The sequence below is a fragment of the uncultured Lactobacillus sp. genome, assembly GCF_945290125.1.
In the GTDB taxonomy this organism is placed as follows: domain Bacteria; phylum Bacillota; class Bacilli; order Lactobacillales; family Lactobacillaceae; genus Lactobacillus; species Lactobacillus rizhaonensis.
Genome location: NZ_CALYQV010000040.1, coordinates 1 through 16,545, shown reverse-complemented (window position 1 = coordinate 16,545; position 16,545 = coordinate 1). Strand labels below are relative to the sequence as shown.

At 34.9% G+C, this 16,545-nt stretch carries 16 protein-coding genes; 2 read left to right on the top strand and 14 right to left on the bottom strand.

Going from position 1 to position 16,545, the window contains the following annotated elements:
- Positions 1–118: 118 nt before the first annotated feature.
- The 4 genes from Q0K80_RS07440 to Q0K80_RS07425 all read right to left on the bottom strand — a co-directional run bounded on the left by Q0K80_RS07440 (position 119) and on the right by Q0K80_RS07425 (position 4,952).
- Complete coding sequence (locus Q0K80_RS07440; protein WP_294604947.1) at positions 119–1,930, bottom strand: FAD-binding protein; 1,812 nt, start codon at positions 1,928–1,930, stop codon at positions 119–121.
- A 36-nt stretch (positions 1,931–1,966) separates the two neighbouring features.
- Positions 1,967–2,194 carry an aryl-alcohol dehydrogenase gene (locus Q0K80_RS07435; protein WP_294604945.1) on the bottom strand — a complete coding sequence of 76 codons (228 nt, stop codon included), beginning with the start codon at positions 2,192–2,194 and terminating at the stop codon, positions 1,967–1,969.
- A 169-nt stretch (positions 2,195–2,363) separates the two neighbouring features.
- The gene (purB, locus tag Q0K80_RS07430) at positions 2,364–3,659 is read right to left on the bottom strand and encodes an adenylosuccinate lyase (protein WP_294604943.1); all 1,296 of its coding nucleotides are present in this window, start codon (positions 3,657–3,659) and stop codon (positions 2,364–2,366) included.
- Between the two features lie 3 nt (positions 3,660–3,662).
- A complete protein-coding gene (locus Q0K80_RS07425; protein WP_294604941.1) occupies positions 3,663–4,952 on the bottom strand; it encodes an adenylosuccinate synthase in 1,290 nt (429 codons plus the stop codon).
- 196 nt (positions 4,953–5,148) lie between these two features.
- Here Q0K80_RS07425 and Q0K80_RS07420 point away from each other — a divergent pair, with 196 nt between their 5' ends.
- Positions 5,149–6,141, top strand: coding sequence for a GMP reductase (locus Q0K80_RS07420; protein ID WP_294604939.1), 993 nt, complete (start codon positions 5,149–5,151; stop codon positions 6,139–6,141).
- Between the two features lie 253 nt (positions 6,142–6,394).
- Here Q0K80_RS07420 and Q0K80_RS07415 read toward each other — a convergent pair whose 3' ends face one another.
- The 4 genes from Q0K80_RS07415 to Q0K80_RS07400 all read right to left on the bottom strand — a co-directional run bounded on the left by Q0K80_RS07415 (position 6,395) and on the right by Q0K80_RS07400 (position 10,488).
- Positions 6,395–6,709 (bottom strand): PTS sugar transporter subunit IIB, encoded by a 315-nt coding sequence (locus Q0K80_RS07415; protein ID WP_294604937.1) that lies wholly within the window; start codon positions 6,707–6,709, stop codon positions 6,395–6,397.
- Between the two features lie 10 nt (positions 6,710–6,719).
- A complete protein-coding gene (locus Q0K80_RS07410) occupies positions 6,720–8,234 on the bottom strand; it encodes a sialate O-acetylesterase (RefSeq protein WP_294604935.1) in 1,515 nt (504 codons plus the stop codon).
- Positions 8,235–8,240: 6 nt separating this feature from the next.
- A complete protein-coding gene (locus tag Q0K80_RS07405; RefSeq protein ID WP_294604928.1) occupies positions 8,241–9,641 on the bottom strand; it encodes a PTS transporter subunit EIIC in 1,401 nt (466 codons plus the stop codon).
- 130 nt (positions 9,642–9,771) lie between these two features.
- Positions 9,772–10,488, bottom strand: coding sequence for a GntR family transcriptional regulator (locus Q0K80_RS07400; RefSeq protein ID WP_294604925.1), 717 nt, complete (start codon positions 10,486–10,488; stop codon positions 9,772–9,774).
- Between the two features lie 109 nt (positions 10,489–10,597).
- On the opposite strand from Q0K80_RS07400, the gene Q0K80_RS10390 reads away from it, so the two are divergent.
- Positions 10,598–10,693, top strand: a complete 96-nt coding sequence (locus Q0K80_RS10390) for an IS3 family transposase (RefSeq protein WP_365935411.1) — start codon at positions 10,598–10,600, stop codon at positions 10,691–10,693.
- Between the two features lie 209 nt (positions 10,694–10,902).
- On the opposite strand, the gene Q0K80_RS07395 is transcribed toward Q0K80_RS10390, so the two are convergent.
- The 6 genes from Q0K80_RS07395 to Q0K80_RS07370 all read right to left on the bottom strand — a co-directional run bounded on the left by Q0K80_RS07395 (position 10,903) and on the right by Q0K80_RS07370 (position 16,497).
- A complete protein-coding gene (locus Q0K80_RS07395; RefSeq protein WP_294604922.1) occupies positions 10,903–12,594 on the bottom strand; it encodes a helix-turn-helix domain-containing protein in 1,692 nt (563 codons plus the stop codon).
- Between the two features lie 265 nt (positions 12,595–12,859).
- Positions 12,860–13,918: a tyrosine-protein phosphatase gene (locus Q0K80_RS07390; RefSeq protein WP_294604919.1), complete on the bottom strand. Its 1,059-nt coding sequence runs from the start codon at positions 13,916–13,918 to the stop codon at positions 12,860–12,862.
- A complete protein-coding gene (locus tag Q0K80_RS07385) occupies positions 13,918–14,409 on the bottom strand; it encodes a PTS sugar transporter subunit IIB (protein ID WP_294604914.1) in 492 nt (163 codons plus the stop codon). The genes Q0K80_RS07390 and Q0K80_RS07385 overlap by 1 nt, the downstream gene beginning before the upstream one ends.
- On the bottom strand, positions 14,384–14,827 hold the full coding sequence (locus tag Q0K80_RS07380) for a PTS system fructose subfamily transporter subunit IIA (RefSeq protein WP_294604912.1): 444 nt from the start codon (positions 14,825–14,827) through the stop codon (positions 14,384–14,386). Before Q0K80_RS07380 ends, Q0K80_RS07385 begins: the two co-directional genes overlap by 26 nt.
- Before the next feature lie 18 nt (positions 14,828–14,845).
- On the bottom strand, positions 14,846–15,682 hold the full coding sequence (locus Q0K80_RS07375) for a PTS system mannose/fructose/sorbose family transporter subunit IID (protein WP_294604909.1): 837 nt from the start codon (positions 15,680–15,682) through the stop codon (positions 14,846–14,848).
- Positions 15,679–16,497, bottom strand: coding sequence for a PTS sugar transporter subunit IIC (locus Q0K80_RS07370; RefSeq protein WP_294604906.1), 819 nt, complete (start codon positions 16,495–16,497; stop codon positions 15,679–15,681). The genes Q0K80_RS07375 and Q0K80_RS07370 overlap by 4 nt, the downstream gene beginning before the upstream one ends.
- Positions 16,498–16,545 lie beyond the last annotated feature (48 nt).

Genomic DNA, 16,545 nt, shown 5'->3' with positions numbered 1-16,545 from the left:
AGCAGCTAATATAAAGTGTCCTAATTTTAGGGTTCACATCATTTTATTATTCAATGCCTTTTAATTGTTCTAAAAGAAGCCGGGGTTTTTCAAACCCTTCTAAATTCCAAACAACTATTTATTTAATTTTACTTAATGCATCCCTGACAGCGTCTTTTAATCCTCTAGTGGTATTAGAGGCACCAGAAATTGCATCGACATCAATTGTATTTGCATTAACCATTTTTGCTGGTAATTCATTAATTGCCTTTTGACCATAGTCATCGGATTCAGCTTGTTTCAGAACTTCGATATTTTTGAGATTCTTTTGCTTATCAGCCGTTATCCTGACAACAATTTCATCTCCCATCCCTTTAGTAGATTTACCAATATATTGTTCAGGACCAGTTGGATATTCTTCTTTCTTAATATCAGAACCAAGTGGCCGTGGCTTTAATAGTTTTTTATGCTTAGGAGAAGGTACATTGACTTCTGCTACATCATCTTTAGGATGAGCTGCATTTTGGCCTGCAATCTTACCGAAAATCAAGCAGTCCGCAAGATCGGATCCACCTTGATATAAGTTAGACATATTACTGCCCAGCTCGCCGGCACCATACAAATGCGGAATTGGTTTGTGCTCTGAATCAATAATTTCAGCACGAGCATTTCTTCTAGGACCAGCTTCTGACCAGCCAATAGTCTGTACTAGCGGTATGGCATAATACGGACCAGCTTCAGAAAATGCACTTAAAGTAGCAGGATCACGATGATAAGCATAATCATGCTTCTTTTCGGCAAAGAAGTTAAATTCATCAATTGTACTTTGCAATTTATCCCCAGCAACTCCCATCTTTTCTGCTAATTCAGAAACAGAATCAGCTTTAAGAACGGAATTAAGTGCTTTATTATCAGGGAAAGTATCAATTTCACTGATCTTGTCATATTGCTTTTGATCAAAGACAAAGTAAGGGTGAATTGGATTCAATGGTTTGTACCATGAACCATGATTTTCTACATAGCCTTCACGTGCTCCTTGATCTTCCTTAAAGTAGCGTGTGCCGTCATCGCCAACCGTAAAAATACTGCCTGTATAGAAGACCTGGTTACCCATATAAAATGGTGCACGCTTCATCCCAGGTTCATAAAAAGCAAAAGCTTGTTGCATTCCACCGGCCGCATACATTGACATATGCCACATATCCGCACCTGCTTCGTGGGCCAGGTCAATACCCTTACCTTTATTATAAAGTGAACCCAGTGGCACTAACTTGTGTGAACCAATGTAATCCTGAATCATTTGCGGATTATTTTCGATACCACCAGTGGTTAACACTACACCATTTTTAGCGTAAACGTTTAATAAAACATGATCCCGCTCAATTTGAGCTCCGACAACTTTTTTACCAGGGGTTTGTAAAATGTGCTTAACAGGTGCAGAATACCAAACATCAATTTTATCACTACGATCGAGTACTTTTTGCCGTAAAATATTCCATAATGAAGCGTTAAAAATCCCCTTCTCCATTGTGATCATGTCATAGCTTTTAGCACCAGGTAAATCGGGATGATCGGCAATTACCGCATCATCTGGCAATCCTAAAATAGTTTTATAGCTAACAGGTTCATTCACATCCAGATATTTTCTAAAATATTCTTTCATGTGTGTAATGCCATGAACAACTGTATCCTCTATTTCAGAGTCAATGTTAAAGTGCTGGGCCAAATGCTCGTAGTAAGCACGATAATCTTCTTCGCTGCTGCTATAACCTACAAGTTCAGCAGCATATCTTGTGTTACCACCTTCGTGACCTTCTGGAGCAGAATCAACTATTAGCACTTTAGCACCACTATCAGCCGCAAAGCGAGCTGCAGTTGCTCCTGCTCCACCAAAACCTAAAACTACTACATCATAGCTTGCATCATAATATGTATGATCATTAACTATCATATGATTACCTTTCTTTCATAATAATAATTTTTAAAACTATTTATATTTTTCATCAAAAACAATAATTGGCTTTATCGTGCTGCCATTTACTGAATCCTTAATGGCCTCATTAATTTCCTCTGATTGATAAAACTTAACCATTTTATCAAGTAAAAACTTGCCTGAACGATAAAGGTCAACCATTTCAGGAATAAATTCCTGCGTTACAGAGTCGCCTTCAATAACACCGGTAAGACATTTTGAAGCTGATAAAAGATCAATCATCAAACCGAGCTCCTTAATTGTCTTGACCCCTATAGTTTTACTTCAATTTAATTTTATTTTTAACAAGTTCAGTTTATCACATAACCGCTTACATTAAACTGGACTTATCCAAAATTTAATTTTTGAGTATAAAAAAAGTTCACATTCAAGTGAACTTTTATTTATTAATTTATTCCAAACCAACTTTTTTGAAAATCTCATCTACATGTCGTAAATGGTAATGATAGTCAAAGGCATCGGCTACATCATCTTCAGAAAGGTAATTCATAATTCGACTATCTTCAACTAATTTTCTAAAGGAAATTCCCTCATTCCAAGACTTGTTAGTTAGCTTTTGGACCATGTCATAAGCATCTTCACGAGAAAGACCAGCCTCATCAATAAGCTTTAACAGCAAGCGTTGTGAGTAAATCAGGCCATAAGTTTTATCCATGTTCTTAAGCATTGTTTCTGGAAAAACATCTAGATTGGTCAAAATACGGTTAAAACGGTCAAGCATATAATCAATACCAATTGTTGTGTCAGGTAAGATTATTCTTTCAGCACTAGAATGAGAAATATCGCGCTCATGCCAAAGTGATATATCTTCATAGGCCGTAATAATATGACCACGTAAAACTCGTGCCATACCGCAAAGATTTTCTGAGCCAATAGGATTACGCTTATGAGGCATCGCCGAGGAGCCTTTTTGTCCAGCACGGAAGTGTTCTTCAACTTCGTGTATTTCGGAACGCTGTAAACCCCGAATTTCAGTTGCCCAGTTCTCAATACTGGTAGCTATCAGCGCCAAGGTTGCAATATATTCAGCGTGTAAGTCACGCGGCAATACCTGGCTGGTAATAGGCTGCTGAGTTAAGCCTAATTGCCTTAAAACACTTGTTTCAACAGCTGGCGGCACATTGGCAAAAGTCCCCACTGCTCCAGAAATTTTTCCTGATTCTACCCCCTTAGCAGCATGCTCGAAGCGTTCAATATCACGATTAATTTCCGCATACCAGCGAGCTAATTTCAGGCCAAAAGTAGTAGGCTCAGCTTGAACGCCATGAGTCCGACCCATCTCAACCGTATTTTTATACTTAAGTGCTTTTTGTGCAATCGTCTTTTTTAGGTCTTGCAAATCCTGCCGAATAATTTCATCAGCCTGCTTTAAGATGTATCCCTGGGCCGTGTCAACAACATCAGTAGAAGTTAAACCAAAGTGTACCCACTTTTTTTCTGAACCCAGGCTTTCGGAAACAGTACGGGTAAAAGCCACAACATCATGGTGCGTTATTTGTTCCAGTTCTGCTACCCGTTCAGGCGTAAAACTGGCTTTTTGCGCAATTTTAGCAGCATCTGTTTTGGGTACCTCACCTAATTCACTCCAGGCATTGGCGGCAGCTATTTCTACCTTTAGCCACGCTTCATATTTATTTTCATCTGACCATATTTTGCCCATTTCTGGGCGAGTATAACGTTTTAACATAAATTACATTTCCCACGGATTCTGTAACACGATTGTTTGCTCACGGTCAGGTCCTACTGAAACAGTAACAAGAGGAATACCAACAAGCTCCGAAACACGGTTTAAAAACTTCTGTGCATTTTCCGGCAAGTCAGACCAAGACTTAGCACCTGTGATATCTTCTTTCCAGGCAGGTAATTCTTCATAAACAGGTTTACACCGGTCTAGTTCTTTCAGACTGGCAGGATAATAGCCAATCTTTTGACCATCAAGTTCATAAGCTGTTGCAATTTTAATAGTGTCAAAGCCGCTGAAAATATCAAGGAGGTTTAGACTTAAGCCGTTAATACCAGCTACACGTTTGGCATGACGTAAAGCGACTGAATCAAACCAGCCCACGCGTCGAGGACGGCCGGTAACCGTACCATATTCATGAGCAGTTTCACGAATACGGTCACCAGTTTCATCTAATAATTCAGTTGGAAAAGGACCAGCACCAACACGAGTAGTATAAGCTTTGCAGACGCCAATGACAGTCTTTAACCGGTTGGCGCCAACGCCGATACCACTGGCAATACCGCCGGAAATTGTGTTCGATGAAGTAACAAAAGGATAAGTTCCTTCATCTATATCAAGCATAATTCCCTGTGCCCCTTCAAACAGGACTTTTTCATTGTTATCAAGAGCATCATTAACTAACACCGAAGTATCTATAACATATTTTTTCATTTTTTGACCGTATTCATAATATTTGTCAAAAATATCCTCAAATTTAAGAGCAGGTTTACCATAAATTTTGGTAAATACTTCATTTTTTTGCTCTAAGTTAGTACGCAATTTTGCTTCAAAAGTATCCTTCTCAAGTAAGTCACAAACGCGAATACCAATTCTGAAAGCTTTGTCCATGTAAGCTGGACCAATACCGTTTTTAGTAGTTCCGATTTTTTGATCGCCCTTTGCTTCTTCTTGGTATTCATCTTGCTTAATATGATAAGGCATGATGATGTGTGCACGATTAGAAATCTTTAATTTACTGGTATCTATGCCTTTTTCTTCAAGATTTTTTAATTCACTAAATAAAACTTCTGGATTAATGACCACGCCATTGCCGATTACAGCACCTTCTTTTGACGCAAAAATGCCTGACGGAATCAAACGCATCTTAAAATCTTGACCATTGATTTCAATAGTATGACCAGCATTATTACCACCGTTTGAGCGCACAGTATACGCTGCTTCATTACTCAAAAAGTCAGTGATTTTGCCCTTTCCTTCGTCGCCCCATTGACTACCAACAACTGCAACTGCTGTCATTTTTATTCACCTCATTAAATTTCTACAAATATCACGTAAATAGTCTAGCAATTTGCCCACATTTAGTCAAATTTAAATGCGAATTATTATAGTAGCCAGATTTTTAATAGTTCGATTTTTCTGTTGACAAAAAAAGTATTTTTGATTATAGTTACTTCGTTTGCAAAGATTTTTTATTCTAGGAGCCGATTTATTTATGAGTAATTATTTCAGTATGGAAGCCTTTGATTATGACGACATCCAGCTTGTGCCCAACAAGGGAATTATCAAAAGCCGTCATGATGCTGATACTAGTGTAAAGTTTGGAAACCGAACATTTAAAATACCTGTAGTACCCGCAAACATGGAAAGTGTCATTAACGATGATTTAGCAGTCTGGCTCGCTCAAAATGGCCACTACTATGTCATGCACCGCTTTCAGCCTGAGAAGCGTCTTAATTTTATCAAAATGATGCACGAAAAAGGCTTATTTGCCTCAATATCTGTCGGTATCAAAAAAGGCGAATATGATTTTATCGATCAATTAGTTAGTGAGAATATAAAACCTGAATATATCACAATTGATGTTGCCCACGGTCATTCTATCTATGTCATTGATATGATTAAGTATATTAAAGAAAAATTGCCTGACACTTTTTTAACAGCAGGCAATATCGCAACCCCAGAAGCAGTGCGTGAATTAGAAGGTGCAGGAGCCGATGCCACTAAGGTGGGTGTTGGTCCTGGCCGTGCATGCATTACCAAACTTAAAACTGGTTTTGGTACTGGTGGCTGGCAACTAGCTGCTTTAAGAATGTGCAGTAAAGTAGCCAGCAAACCATTGATTGCAGATGGCGGTATCCGTTATAACGGCGATATAGCAAAATCAATTCGTTTTGGCACTACAATGATCATGATTGGTTCAATGCTTGCGGGACACGAGGAGTCCCCAGGTAACGTGATTAAAATTAATGGCAAAACTTACAAACAATATTGGGGTTCTGCTTCAGAAGTTCAAAAGGGTGCCTACCGCAATGTTGAAGGTAAGCAAATGCTGGTTCCATATCGCGGACATATCGTGGACACTTTAAAAGAAATGCAGGAAGATTTACAATCTTCGATTTCTTATGCTGGTGGTAAAGACCTTAGTTCAATTAAGTTGGTTGATTATGTAATTGTTAAAAACACGATTATGGATGGCGATAAATAGCTAATTTCATGATTTTATTCCCAAATTATTAATAAATATGGTAATTATTTCTTTTTTCCGTTAAAATAAAATTTATCTCAGCTCTGGTAGGTAGTCGGTGCTGGGATTTTTTATAGCTAAATTTTACTTTATTCAACAAGCGAAATTTCTTTTCCTAAAAAAAGAGCCGGAATATTTAAAATGAGTCCTGAAGGTCATATTACTTTCAGAACTCATTTTAATAGAGCTTTAACTCATATATTTTTTGTATATATCAAATTTGCATTAATTTTTCGGCTTGATTTAATACGGCTAATCCGTCCATTCTGCCATAATCTTGTATTGGTATGACTGCAAGCGGAATATTATTTTTTTCAGTAATTGGTTTTAAACTATCAACCATGTACCGAATCTGTGGTCCAAGCAAAATGCAGTCTGGCATATCTTTCTCCACTAAGTTAGGAATTAAATCTGCAGAAACTGCTTTAATTTGATAAATTTTATTAGACTTATTAGCCTCCTCTTTCATTTTATTTACTAAAAGTGAAGTTGAAAAGCCACCTGCACAAGATAATAGAATTTTTTTCAACCTATATACCTCACAATTCTATTCTAAAAGGCGATACTGGGTAATTTAGTTCATTAAATAAACCTAAGTCTTCAGTGAAATTTGTATAAGCGTAAGAAATTATTGTTGGCTTTTTGTTAAGTGAAACAATTATTTTATTTTTTGCTAAATGATTATTAACAAGCATCATATCATATTTTTTGTCTAAAATTGTTACTTGTAATACAGCCTTCCTAATCAGTTTTATTTCTGAACACCTAGCTATTGTTAAAATAAGTTTGCCGTTATTAAACTTTATTTGGTCAACATAGGGTGTGCCAGCATAGTCATTACCTACCAAAATTTTTCCTAACCGTTTACCCATTATTTTTTTATTTTCTGGATGAATATTATGTTCTTCGCCACCGTCTATAAAAGAAACTAAATCTACACCAGGAGTATTAGCCGCTACATCTGACTGAGTCTGTCTAATCACTGCCGCAGCGTTCTCAGGGTAATCTGCATATCCGGGCAATTGTATCAACTTAATCGGTAGAGAAGGGTCTTGTAATTCTCTTCTCCATGTTTTAATTAATATGGGTAATAATTTACTATATTCTGCTGCATTGTCAGTATCATTTTCTCCTTGATACCAAACCATACCATTAAATACACCGTATCGAACTTGTTTTACCATCGTTTCATACAAGCCACCGGGCCGCGTAAACAAGTCTGGCCGTACAGGCGGTGGCCATGGAGTATGCCCCACTATATTTTTAGCTGTACTTAATGAAGCATGGGGATGTTCTCTTAAATATTTTTTTAAATTAATTTTGTGTTGATTAACTTTTTCGTTGTAAATGGCCGTTTCACGATTAAAATCAACTAGAGTTTTATTTGCAATCTCGTTATTATATTTTTCCAAAAAGGTTTTATTCAAGTCTGGATCATTAGCTAGATCTTCTGTTTTAACCCAAGAGCTGGCAGATGTTCCCCCTTTGTAACAGTCAACCACTGCTATTGGACAAGTTAAACCTGCTTTTCTCATAGTCTTCATCATATAAAATCCTATGGCAGATACCATTCCACAGTTTTTAGCATTTATTTTATGCCAAGTTTCAAATTGTAAGTCACTGGGTTTAACCTGACTATTTATTGGATCAATATAATCTATTTGAGGCACATTATAGTAATATAATTCATTATACTTGTTACTTTTTAAATCTTTTAAAACTTGTGAATAATTTGCTTCATCTTTTAAACGAAATTCAATATTAGATTGTCCACTAAGTAAATAAACCATACCAAAATGAATATTATTAATAGTTTGATGATCACCTTTCGTATTCACAGTGATTTCAGCAACCGTATTTGTGCTATTAACAGCTGGCAAAGTTATTTGCCACTCACCAGTATTATTTGATACTGTTTGATATCTTTTTTTGTTAAAAGTAATATTTACTTCTTGATTAGCTTTAATTTTTCCTCCAATTTTAAAATCCATATTAACTGGTAATACCATGTTTGACTGAAACAAATCAGCTAACAAATTTTTATTAAATTTCATTTTTTCTTATGAATTAGCACTTTCCATTTCATCAATAGCAATAGAATCAGCGTTTATTTTATTATCCATTTTTACAAAAGGAATATAAATCAAAGTTGTAATTATTAAACTTACCGCTTGTACAATCACACCACGAATATTTCCGGTGTAAAGCAGTCCTGATAATAATGTCGGCACAGTCCATGGTACATTATTAACAATAGGAGCAATAAAGCCTATTTTAGTAAAGAAATAACCAATATAAAAGGCCAGTGGTTGAGCAATAACAAATGGAACAATATAAATTGGATTTAAAACAATCGGTAAACCAAACGTAATTGGTTCTGAAATGTTAAAGATTGCAGGTAAAAGCGCAATTTTGGAAATTTTCTTTGCTGCAACCCGCTTTGAGGCAATTAATATTGCTAAAACTGGGGATAAGGAAAAAGTTCCTGCCGCAATTGATGAAAAGTTCATAAATAAGGTTGAAAAAATATGATGTGCCTGTCCTAGCATATTTTGGGTATCATTAATAGTCCAAGTCATACCAAAAATAGCTCCCCAGATCGATGTTGGATGTATACCGAACCATTGAAGTAAGCTCCATGTAAATTGTGATACAAACGCAAAAGCATTTGTTTTAGATATTGCTAAAGCTGGAGCTTGTAAAATGGCTAAAAATAATGCTGGCATAGTTTTTCCTGTTGTTGCAGTGCTTAAACCAGTTAAAACAATAAAAATTCCCAATGTAATTGAACCTGGAATTAATGACGAGAAACTTTGGGCAACTGCAGGTGGAACTGATTCAGGTAGTTTTATAGTAATATTTTTTTGCATTATCTTGTTATAAATCCAGACTGCACTGCCACTGATTAAAATTGCGGCAAACACACCCTGAGTTCCAAGGTATTGAGTATCCAAATAATTTAAAACGTTTATTGCTTTTTTAGTATTTGGAATAGTATATTGAAAATTCCATGGAATTGATATAAAAAATGCAGCAAGTCCAAACAAAACATCTGTCATATGTTCTGCTCTGTTATTAAAAAATCTTGTTGAAACTTCCCAGCTAAAAATCACAGCCAGTAGCAACGCAAAGACGCTCAAAGTACCATTTGAAACAAGACCTATTAAATTTGCGGTTGTTTGAAGGCCGTGCTCAAAGCCACTTTGTTGCCAAGCTGACCAAGAACCTGAAATTAGTCGACCTAACTGAAGCCCCTGATTACCAAAAATTAATCCATTCATCGGATCGATAACAACATTCTGGAGCATGATTCCAAAACCGGCAATCATTGTTGTAGCCGAAACAATAACAAATGTATCACGCAAAGTTAACAATAATCTGTTACCAGATATTTTCCCGGCAACTCTAATAAATCCATTTCCCAGTTTTTTCATACCGGATGATTCTGAACTGTCATTCATAACTATCTCCCTCTTTGACTCGCATTTTTGTAACCGCTTTATTTAGATTACAATAATATGATATAACAAATATTTAAATTGTCAACTTTTGATATAACAAAAAATAGGAAGCTTAATTACTTCCTATTTTTTATAGTACTACCGCCTCTTCAATTAAAAACTTAGTTATACGATAATATGTCTCATTACATTCAAAAATACGACCATCACTTAAATATGATTTTTGAAACCATTTAAGGAGTGGCTCATTATTATCTACTTTTTCTTGAACTTTGTTTTCTCTTAGCAATTCCTGTTTTGCAAAAACTAAAGATATTTCTCGCATTGCACTTTTTGGTTCAATACCAATTTTTTTACTTATTAATGGATAAATCGAAGTTTCTAACATCTCCATATTTAAACCTTGGATTACTTTTGCAGGAATAGATATCTTTTGAAAAGCGACCAAGTGTTTGCTGGCAGTCATCGCCGCTCGTTTTATTGTATATACTATATCATAGGGGTTTATCCCAAGAGCTTCTGTAATTTTTGAGGTCCCTTGTCCAACTTCAAAATCGAGGAGTTTTAATTTATACTTTTTTAAATTGATTAGTTCTAATTGATTTGAATTTACTGATGACTGATATTGATTGTTATCTTTTACATAAGTACCAGCTCCCTGAATTCTATAAATTAAGCCTTGGCTTTCGAGTTCTTTTAATGCATTTCGAACTGTAATCCTGCTAACGTTGTATGATTTAGCCAAATCATACTCTTTAGGAAGACGGTCATTTGGCTGATATTCATCAGTCTCAATTTCATGTTTAAGTTTCTTAGCTATAAGTAAATACTTAGGCAATTCTTTCATAATTTCATCTCTGTCGTAAATTTGTTATATCAAATAAATTCTAACATGTTTAATCACCTAACGCACATAACAAATATTTACGTTAATCATTGAAACTTAGTATATTAAAATGGGGGTGAATATTTTATGGTTTAAAAAACAGTTTAAAAATTTTAATGAATTGGAAGACGCAACCAGAGACTACATTGAGTATTACAATTCATAAAAGAATCAAAATCAAATTAAAAGGACTAACTCCGATTGAATATCGAAAGTTAGTCCTCAGTTAGCAGTTAATAGCGTGTCTTAATTTTAGTATTCACATTAAATTTTAAAGTTATTTTTTTAAAAAAATAATCTTCCCAGACTCTTTAAAATTAATTACTAGCAGTAGAGTTTAGAACTTTTAAAACAAATTATCTTTCTCTAATATATTCATCTCATAGTTTGGTCATTTTTAACAATATTAAAGTATTGCTGCAGTTCAGAATCACCATTTTTAATTTCTAGTAATCCTTTACTAGGATCAAGAATTATAATCTGTAAACTAAAGACCTTATGATAATTTATATATACAGGTTGCTTAAACTTAAAGATAAAATAACGTTTCTTAATTTCATGCGGGCCCAGAAAGGTGAGATACATATTATAAGGGTATGCATGGTAGCCTTCATTTGTTATTAAAGCTTCAACATAACTAACAAAATTATTTTTATGTGTTTGGGGGATGCCTAGTTGTTTAATCAAATGATTAGCTACTATGTCCTGAATTTTTCCTTTTAAAGCATCTATTTTAATTATTACTGGTCGTTTAAAATAATTGGCAATTGAACCAATCGTTCGTTTAGTAGACAGTATTCTTTGCCACAAAGCCATTCTTAGCCCATCATCTGAAAAAAAAGAAAAAGTTATTTTGGGAATATTTATATTTTTATAACTCGGTTTAGTCTTTGAAGAAACTAATAAGTAATCATATTTTGAATAATCAATATTTTCCAATTCATAAGAATAAACAAAAGTATAATTTGCGTTATATTTATTTAAATCAAGTTTATCTATTAAATGTTCACTGGCTAATTTACCATAGTCGTTTACAACTAAGAAATTAGTGGGAAAGTAACTATTTTGTTTTTGATGAATTTTACTGTATAAGCCAAGAACCATATCGTTAAACAAGCTATCATTTAACTCTTTTTTATTATAATCAGTGCAAGAATTATATAGAGCAACTGTTAAAGAACTTGTTGCAAAAATTTTGCGAGCAACCTTTTCAGTTGCCAGTTCTAAGTTAAAACAAACAAAGTCATATTTTTTCTTAAGGTATCTGATAAAAAAACTGTGATAAATGTATGAAGCAATATCAGAACCTTTATTAATGCATAGTGACAATTGCTCTTTTAAAGCAGCACAAACTTGTTCAACTTGTATCTGTACTTGCTGTGACCAGGTTCTTAATTTATTCAAATCAGGAATTTGATCAATTTCAGAATTAATTAATAAAAAAACAGCTAAGTATAGTTCTTCCTGGATATTATTTTTAATTAATTTGTCAGCAATTATAAACGCCTTAGCATGCATCAATTCAGCTTTAAGACTATGACTAATCTTTAAACTAATATCTGGCCGTAATTTATAAATCAGCAGATATTTTGTTACTTGCTTGAAGCCATTATCCGTTAAAGGAAAACCATATTCATGAATTAATTGCCGTAAAGCCTGACTTTTATTTAGTAAATCAGTTTTAGTAACGCCATATTCAGTAAAAGCATATTCTGGTAGCAAAGCATTTTTTTGTTCAAAACTATATACATCAAATAAATCTATCAAGCATGAACGAACAGCACCCGTTTTACCCACTACTTTCATGCCATAGTATGGAACTGATTTTACCTTTAAATTATAAATATTTAAGAACTTTTTTACATCGCGCATATCCTTATTAATAGTCGCAGTACTAAAATTTAGTTTGTTCGCCAGCTGGTCAACTTTGATGTAGTTTGGGCTTGCACACAAAAATCTGCAAATTTTAGCGATACGGAGCTTATTACGAAATAAGTGATTAAACTTGAGATTTAAATATTCAGAGCAATTTTCTTTTAATAATTTCAGCCAGTCACTTTCTGCCAAAGAATAATCAAGTAAATATCCTTTAGCTCTCTGATTTACAATTTTGATATCATGACCAGCATTAAGTAAAGCCTTATTAATTTGCGCAAATTCTGTATTCAGCGTTCGCGCGGAAATCCCGCTTTTCTTTTTTAATTCAGAAATAGTAAGTAAATCGTTGTTAAAAAAAAAGATTTAACAAATCAATTTCACGGTAAGTTAAATTCAACATTGTTTTGCCGTCTTCCTTTTTAAAACAATATTAATACTTACTTTAACTGAAAACTTATGCTTTTTCTAATAATGACTTGCGTAAATTCAAATATTCTGATTCAGTCAGGCCCAACTTGTCAGTTGCATACTGATAAATTGTGCCGTATTCGCGCGTTATTTTGGTAATTGAAGCAGTAATAAATTCTTCTCTGGTGTCAAAAAGGGCATACATATAATCTGCAATTTCTTTATTACCAGTTTGTTGCAAAAAGTTTTGATAATAACGAGCATTCTTCTTAATACGTGCTCGTTTAGTTAGTATGTAATCATAAACCAGTAATTCTGGTGGTACGCCAAGAATTCCTTCCAAGACCATGAAGCCAAAGCCGGTTCTATCTTTACCGCCACGGCAATGTTGCAAGCTGGGTAAATACTTACTTTGAGCTGTGACTTTGATGGTGTTACTAAAAGCCTCTATGCTTGCAGGCCTATCGACAAAGGATTCTTGTTGTCTGATCATTTGATCATTACCAGTTTCTCCTTTAGCCAGTGCTTCCTTAGCCCTCTCTTTCATATCTTTTCCGGTATCTAAGTTTTGAGCTCTGCCAGCTATAGCAGCTGTTTCTGCATTAGGATCAAAATTAAAGATATGAATTGCAGGATCAATAACAGGATCAGGTGTATCTTTAACTTCAATTGCACCACGGAAATCAATAATTGAATTTAACTCCAAATTTTTAACAAAAGTATAGCCTGAAGGCTCTAAATTGCGCAAATAATCAGAGCGATAAACTTGCCCCCATTTGATTCTCATGCCATCACTTGTGCGGTAGCCACCAATATCGCGCAGATTATACATCCCTGGAACAGGCAGTATGCGATAGCCAAATAACAAAGGCTCGTGATTCTTAAAGTTCAGAATGAAATAAGTTGGCCTGACAGTTGAGTAAGTAAATTGAAAGCAGACCTTAGTTTTATTACTGGTTAGCAAATACTTTTTTTCTTTAGTATATTTATCATTATCCAGAGTCCAATATAATTCATAATCAGGCAAACTTTGTTCATTAGTTTTAATATCTACTTCTGTTTGACCATCATCTAAAACATATGCTTCTGCGTAGTCGATTTTCATTAGTTCTTTCCTTGCACTTGTTCAATATATTCTTTGATTGGTGTAGGCGCATCGTAAGCCGCCATTTGAAAGTTTATTTCTATTCCTGAGTCAACCAATTTATCTAGTGCATCCTTTTCTTCTGGAGTAAAGCACAAGTCATTGTTGTAGCGAATTGTACGTTCTTTACGCTCTCTCATACCACCAAAATTAACTGACTTAATGTCAACCCCACCTTCAATTAAGTGCAATAGATCAAGGGTACTGGTCAATATTAAAAACGTGGTCTTTTTTATAGGATTTTTCTTGTAAACTCGAATAAATTTATCTACTCCAAAAACATGTACGATATAGCCAGGAGCAGCCATTTTCAACACTTGCTCTTGTACTGGGTTACTAGCTGCCCTTTCACTGATGCATATGATTTGTTCAGCACCAACATGACGCAGCCAGGAACTAGCAACCTGACCGTGAATTAATCTGTCATCAATACGAGTCCACTTGATTGGCATTTTGCTTCTCTCCTTCTTTTGCTTTTTCAGTAATATTCACTAACGCTTGCGGATATGTTCTTTCAATAATCTTCTTGGCTTCTGCTAAATTTTCAGGATTGCTTAAGCATAGTTCCAGTAAAACTGGCATATTTAGCCCCGAATAAACAAGAACATTTTCATTTGTCAAAGTTAAATACGTAGACACATTAGCAGGTGTACCACCAAAAATATCAACTAAGATAAGAGTTTCCGCATTTTTTTCGTTGAGCGCTTTTAATTTAGTTTGAATCTCCTCAAGACTTTCTTCATAAGTCTTACCTTTAGTAACAGATAGAACTGCAACATTTTTTTGCGGCAGTCCAATAATCATTTCAGCCGATTTTAATGCTTCTTGAGCAAACAAGCCGTGACTGGCCAAGATAATATTTACAGCCATCAGTAACCTCCTTAAAAATTATTTGATAATTCCCATTACTGCTAAAATTGTTCCCAAAATCAAAATAGCAAATATTAACCAAGTTAAATATTTACGTGGTAAATATGAGTGTAATTTATAAAGACCTAAGGTAAACAGCAAAGGTAACAGCTTTGGCATCACGCCGTCTAATAATTTTTGGATGACAATTTTTGTACCCTTGGTATGAATTACTGTACCAACATTTATCTTGACGTATTGGGCAATGAGCGCACCTATAACCATGACACCGATCGCTGTTGAAATATTAATTATCTTTTGCATAACCTTCTTTTGGTTACCGCTTTTAATAAATTCTGTACCCTTTTCGTAACCAAAAATAATTCCGTAATATTTAACAGCAATATTAATTCCGTTATAAATGACAAACATTAAAATTGGTCCTAATACATTTCCTTGTAATGCATAGGCTGCACCAATACTGCCGGCAATAGCCTGAATGGTTATTTTAAAAACACTGTCACCAATACCAGCTAACGGTCCCATCATTCCGGCTTTGATAGCAACAACTGCTTCTTTTTCATCTTCGCTGGTTGTTTCTTCAACAGCTGCGGTAATTCCCATAATCATACCTGTTGCAGTAATTTGCGACAAAAAGTAAGTCAGATGGCGCTTCATGGCTTCTATTCTAAGTTCCTTATTATCACCATAAAGACGGCGAATAATTGGTACCATCGCATTTAAAAAGCCAATAGCTTGAGTCAAGACTAGCGTTGAAGTAATGTTTAGTCCCCAAATTTGTAATCGCCAAAAGACTTTGTTTAAATCCTTACGGGTAATTTTTTTACTGTTTTTAGTTTCCACTTCATTACTCATAGGTCGTACCCCGTATCTTCATCAACTTGCTGATTATTAGAACTACTATTTTCTGAACCCATTTCGTTTTGCTTATCTATAATTTCCATAATGTAGGAATAGATCACGGCAAAAATCAAAGAAATTAAGGTAACTGGCAAAATGCCTAAGTTTAAATAGGCTGATAAAACAAAGCCAAAAATTAAGAATGGCCACAATGTGTCCTTCATCATCATTGTCATTAAGATGGATAATCCCACAGCAGGCAGTAAAGATGATGCCGTTCCTAAACCATTTAAGATATTACTTGGTACAACAGCCAGTATTTTATCAATTATGCCCTTTTGGAAATAAACAAATAGAAATGTTGGTATTGCTCGAATTGAAAACTGTATGAGAAAAGCAACAATATTTATTTGCATTATTCCACTTAAATCACCGTTATCAGCCAGTCTTTGAGCCCAGGGTTCGAAAAACTGCTTTAATACCCGCGTAACTACTATTAACTGTTGAATCAAAACAGCTACAGTAGTGGTGGCTGCGACTCCAGCAGCAATTCCTTTTGGCGTAGCACCTGTTCCTGAAGTAATTGAAACAGTTACTCCAATAATTGTCCCGACAATCATATCTGGCGTGACATAGCCAGCCATGTTGCCCAGGCCCATCCACATTAATTCCAGTGTAGCGGAAATTACAAGTGCCGTTGGCAAATCTCCCAGGATAAGTCCTACAACCGGTCCAACCAGCAAAGGTCTCCGAAACATTTGCGGTCCTTGATCGTCAAATGAACAATATCCTGCCCAAATTGCTATTAGCAAAGCATTTACAAGACTCATTAACGTACTCCTTTCATCTAAATAACTTTTTAGTTATTCAATTAATAC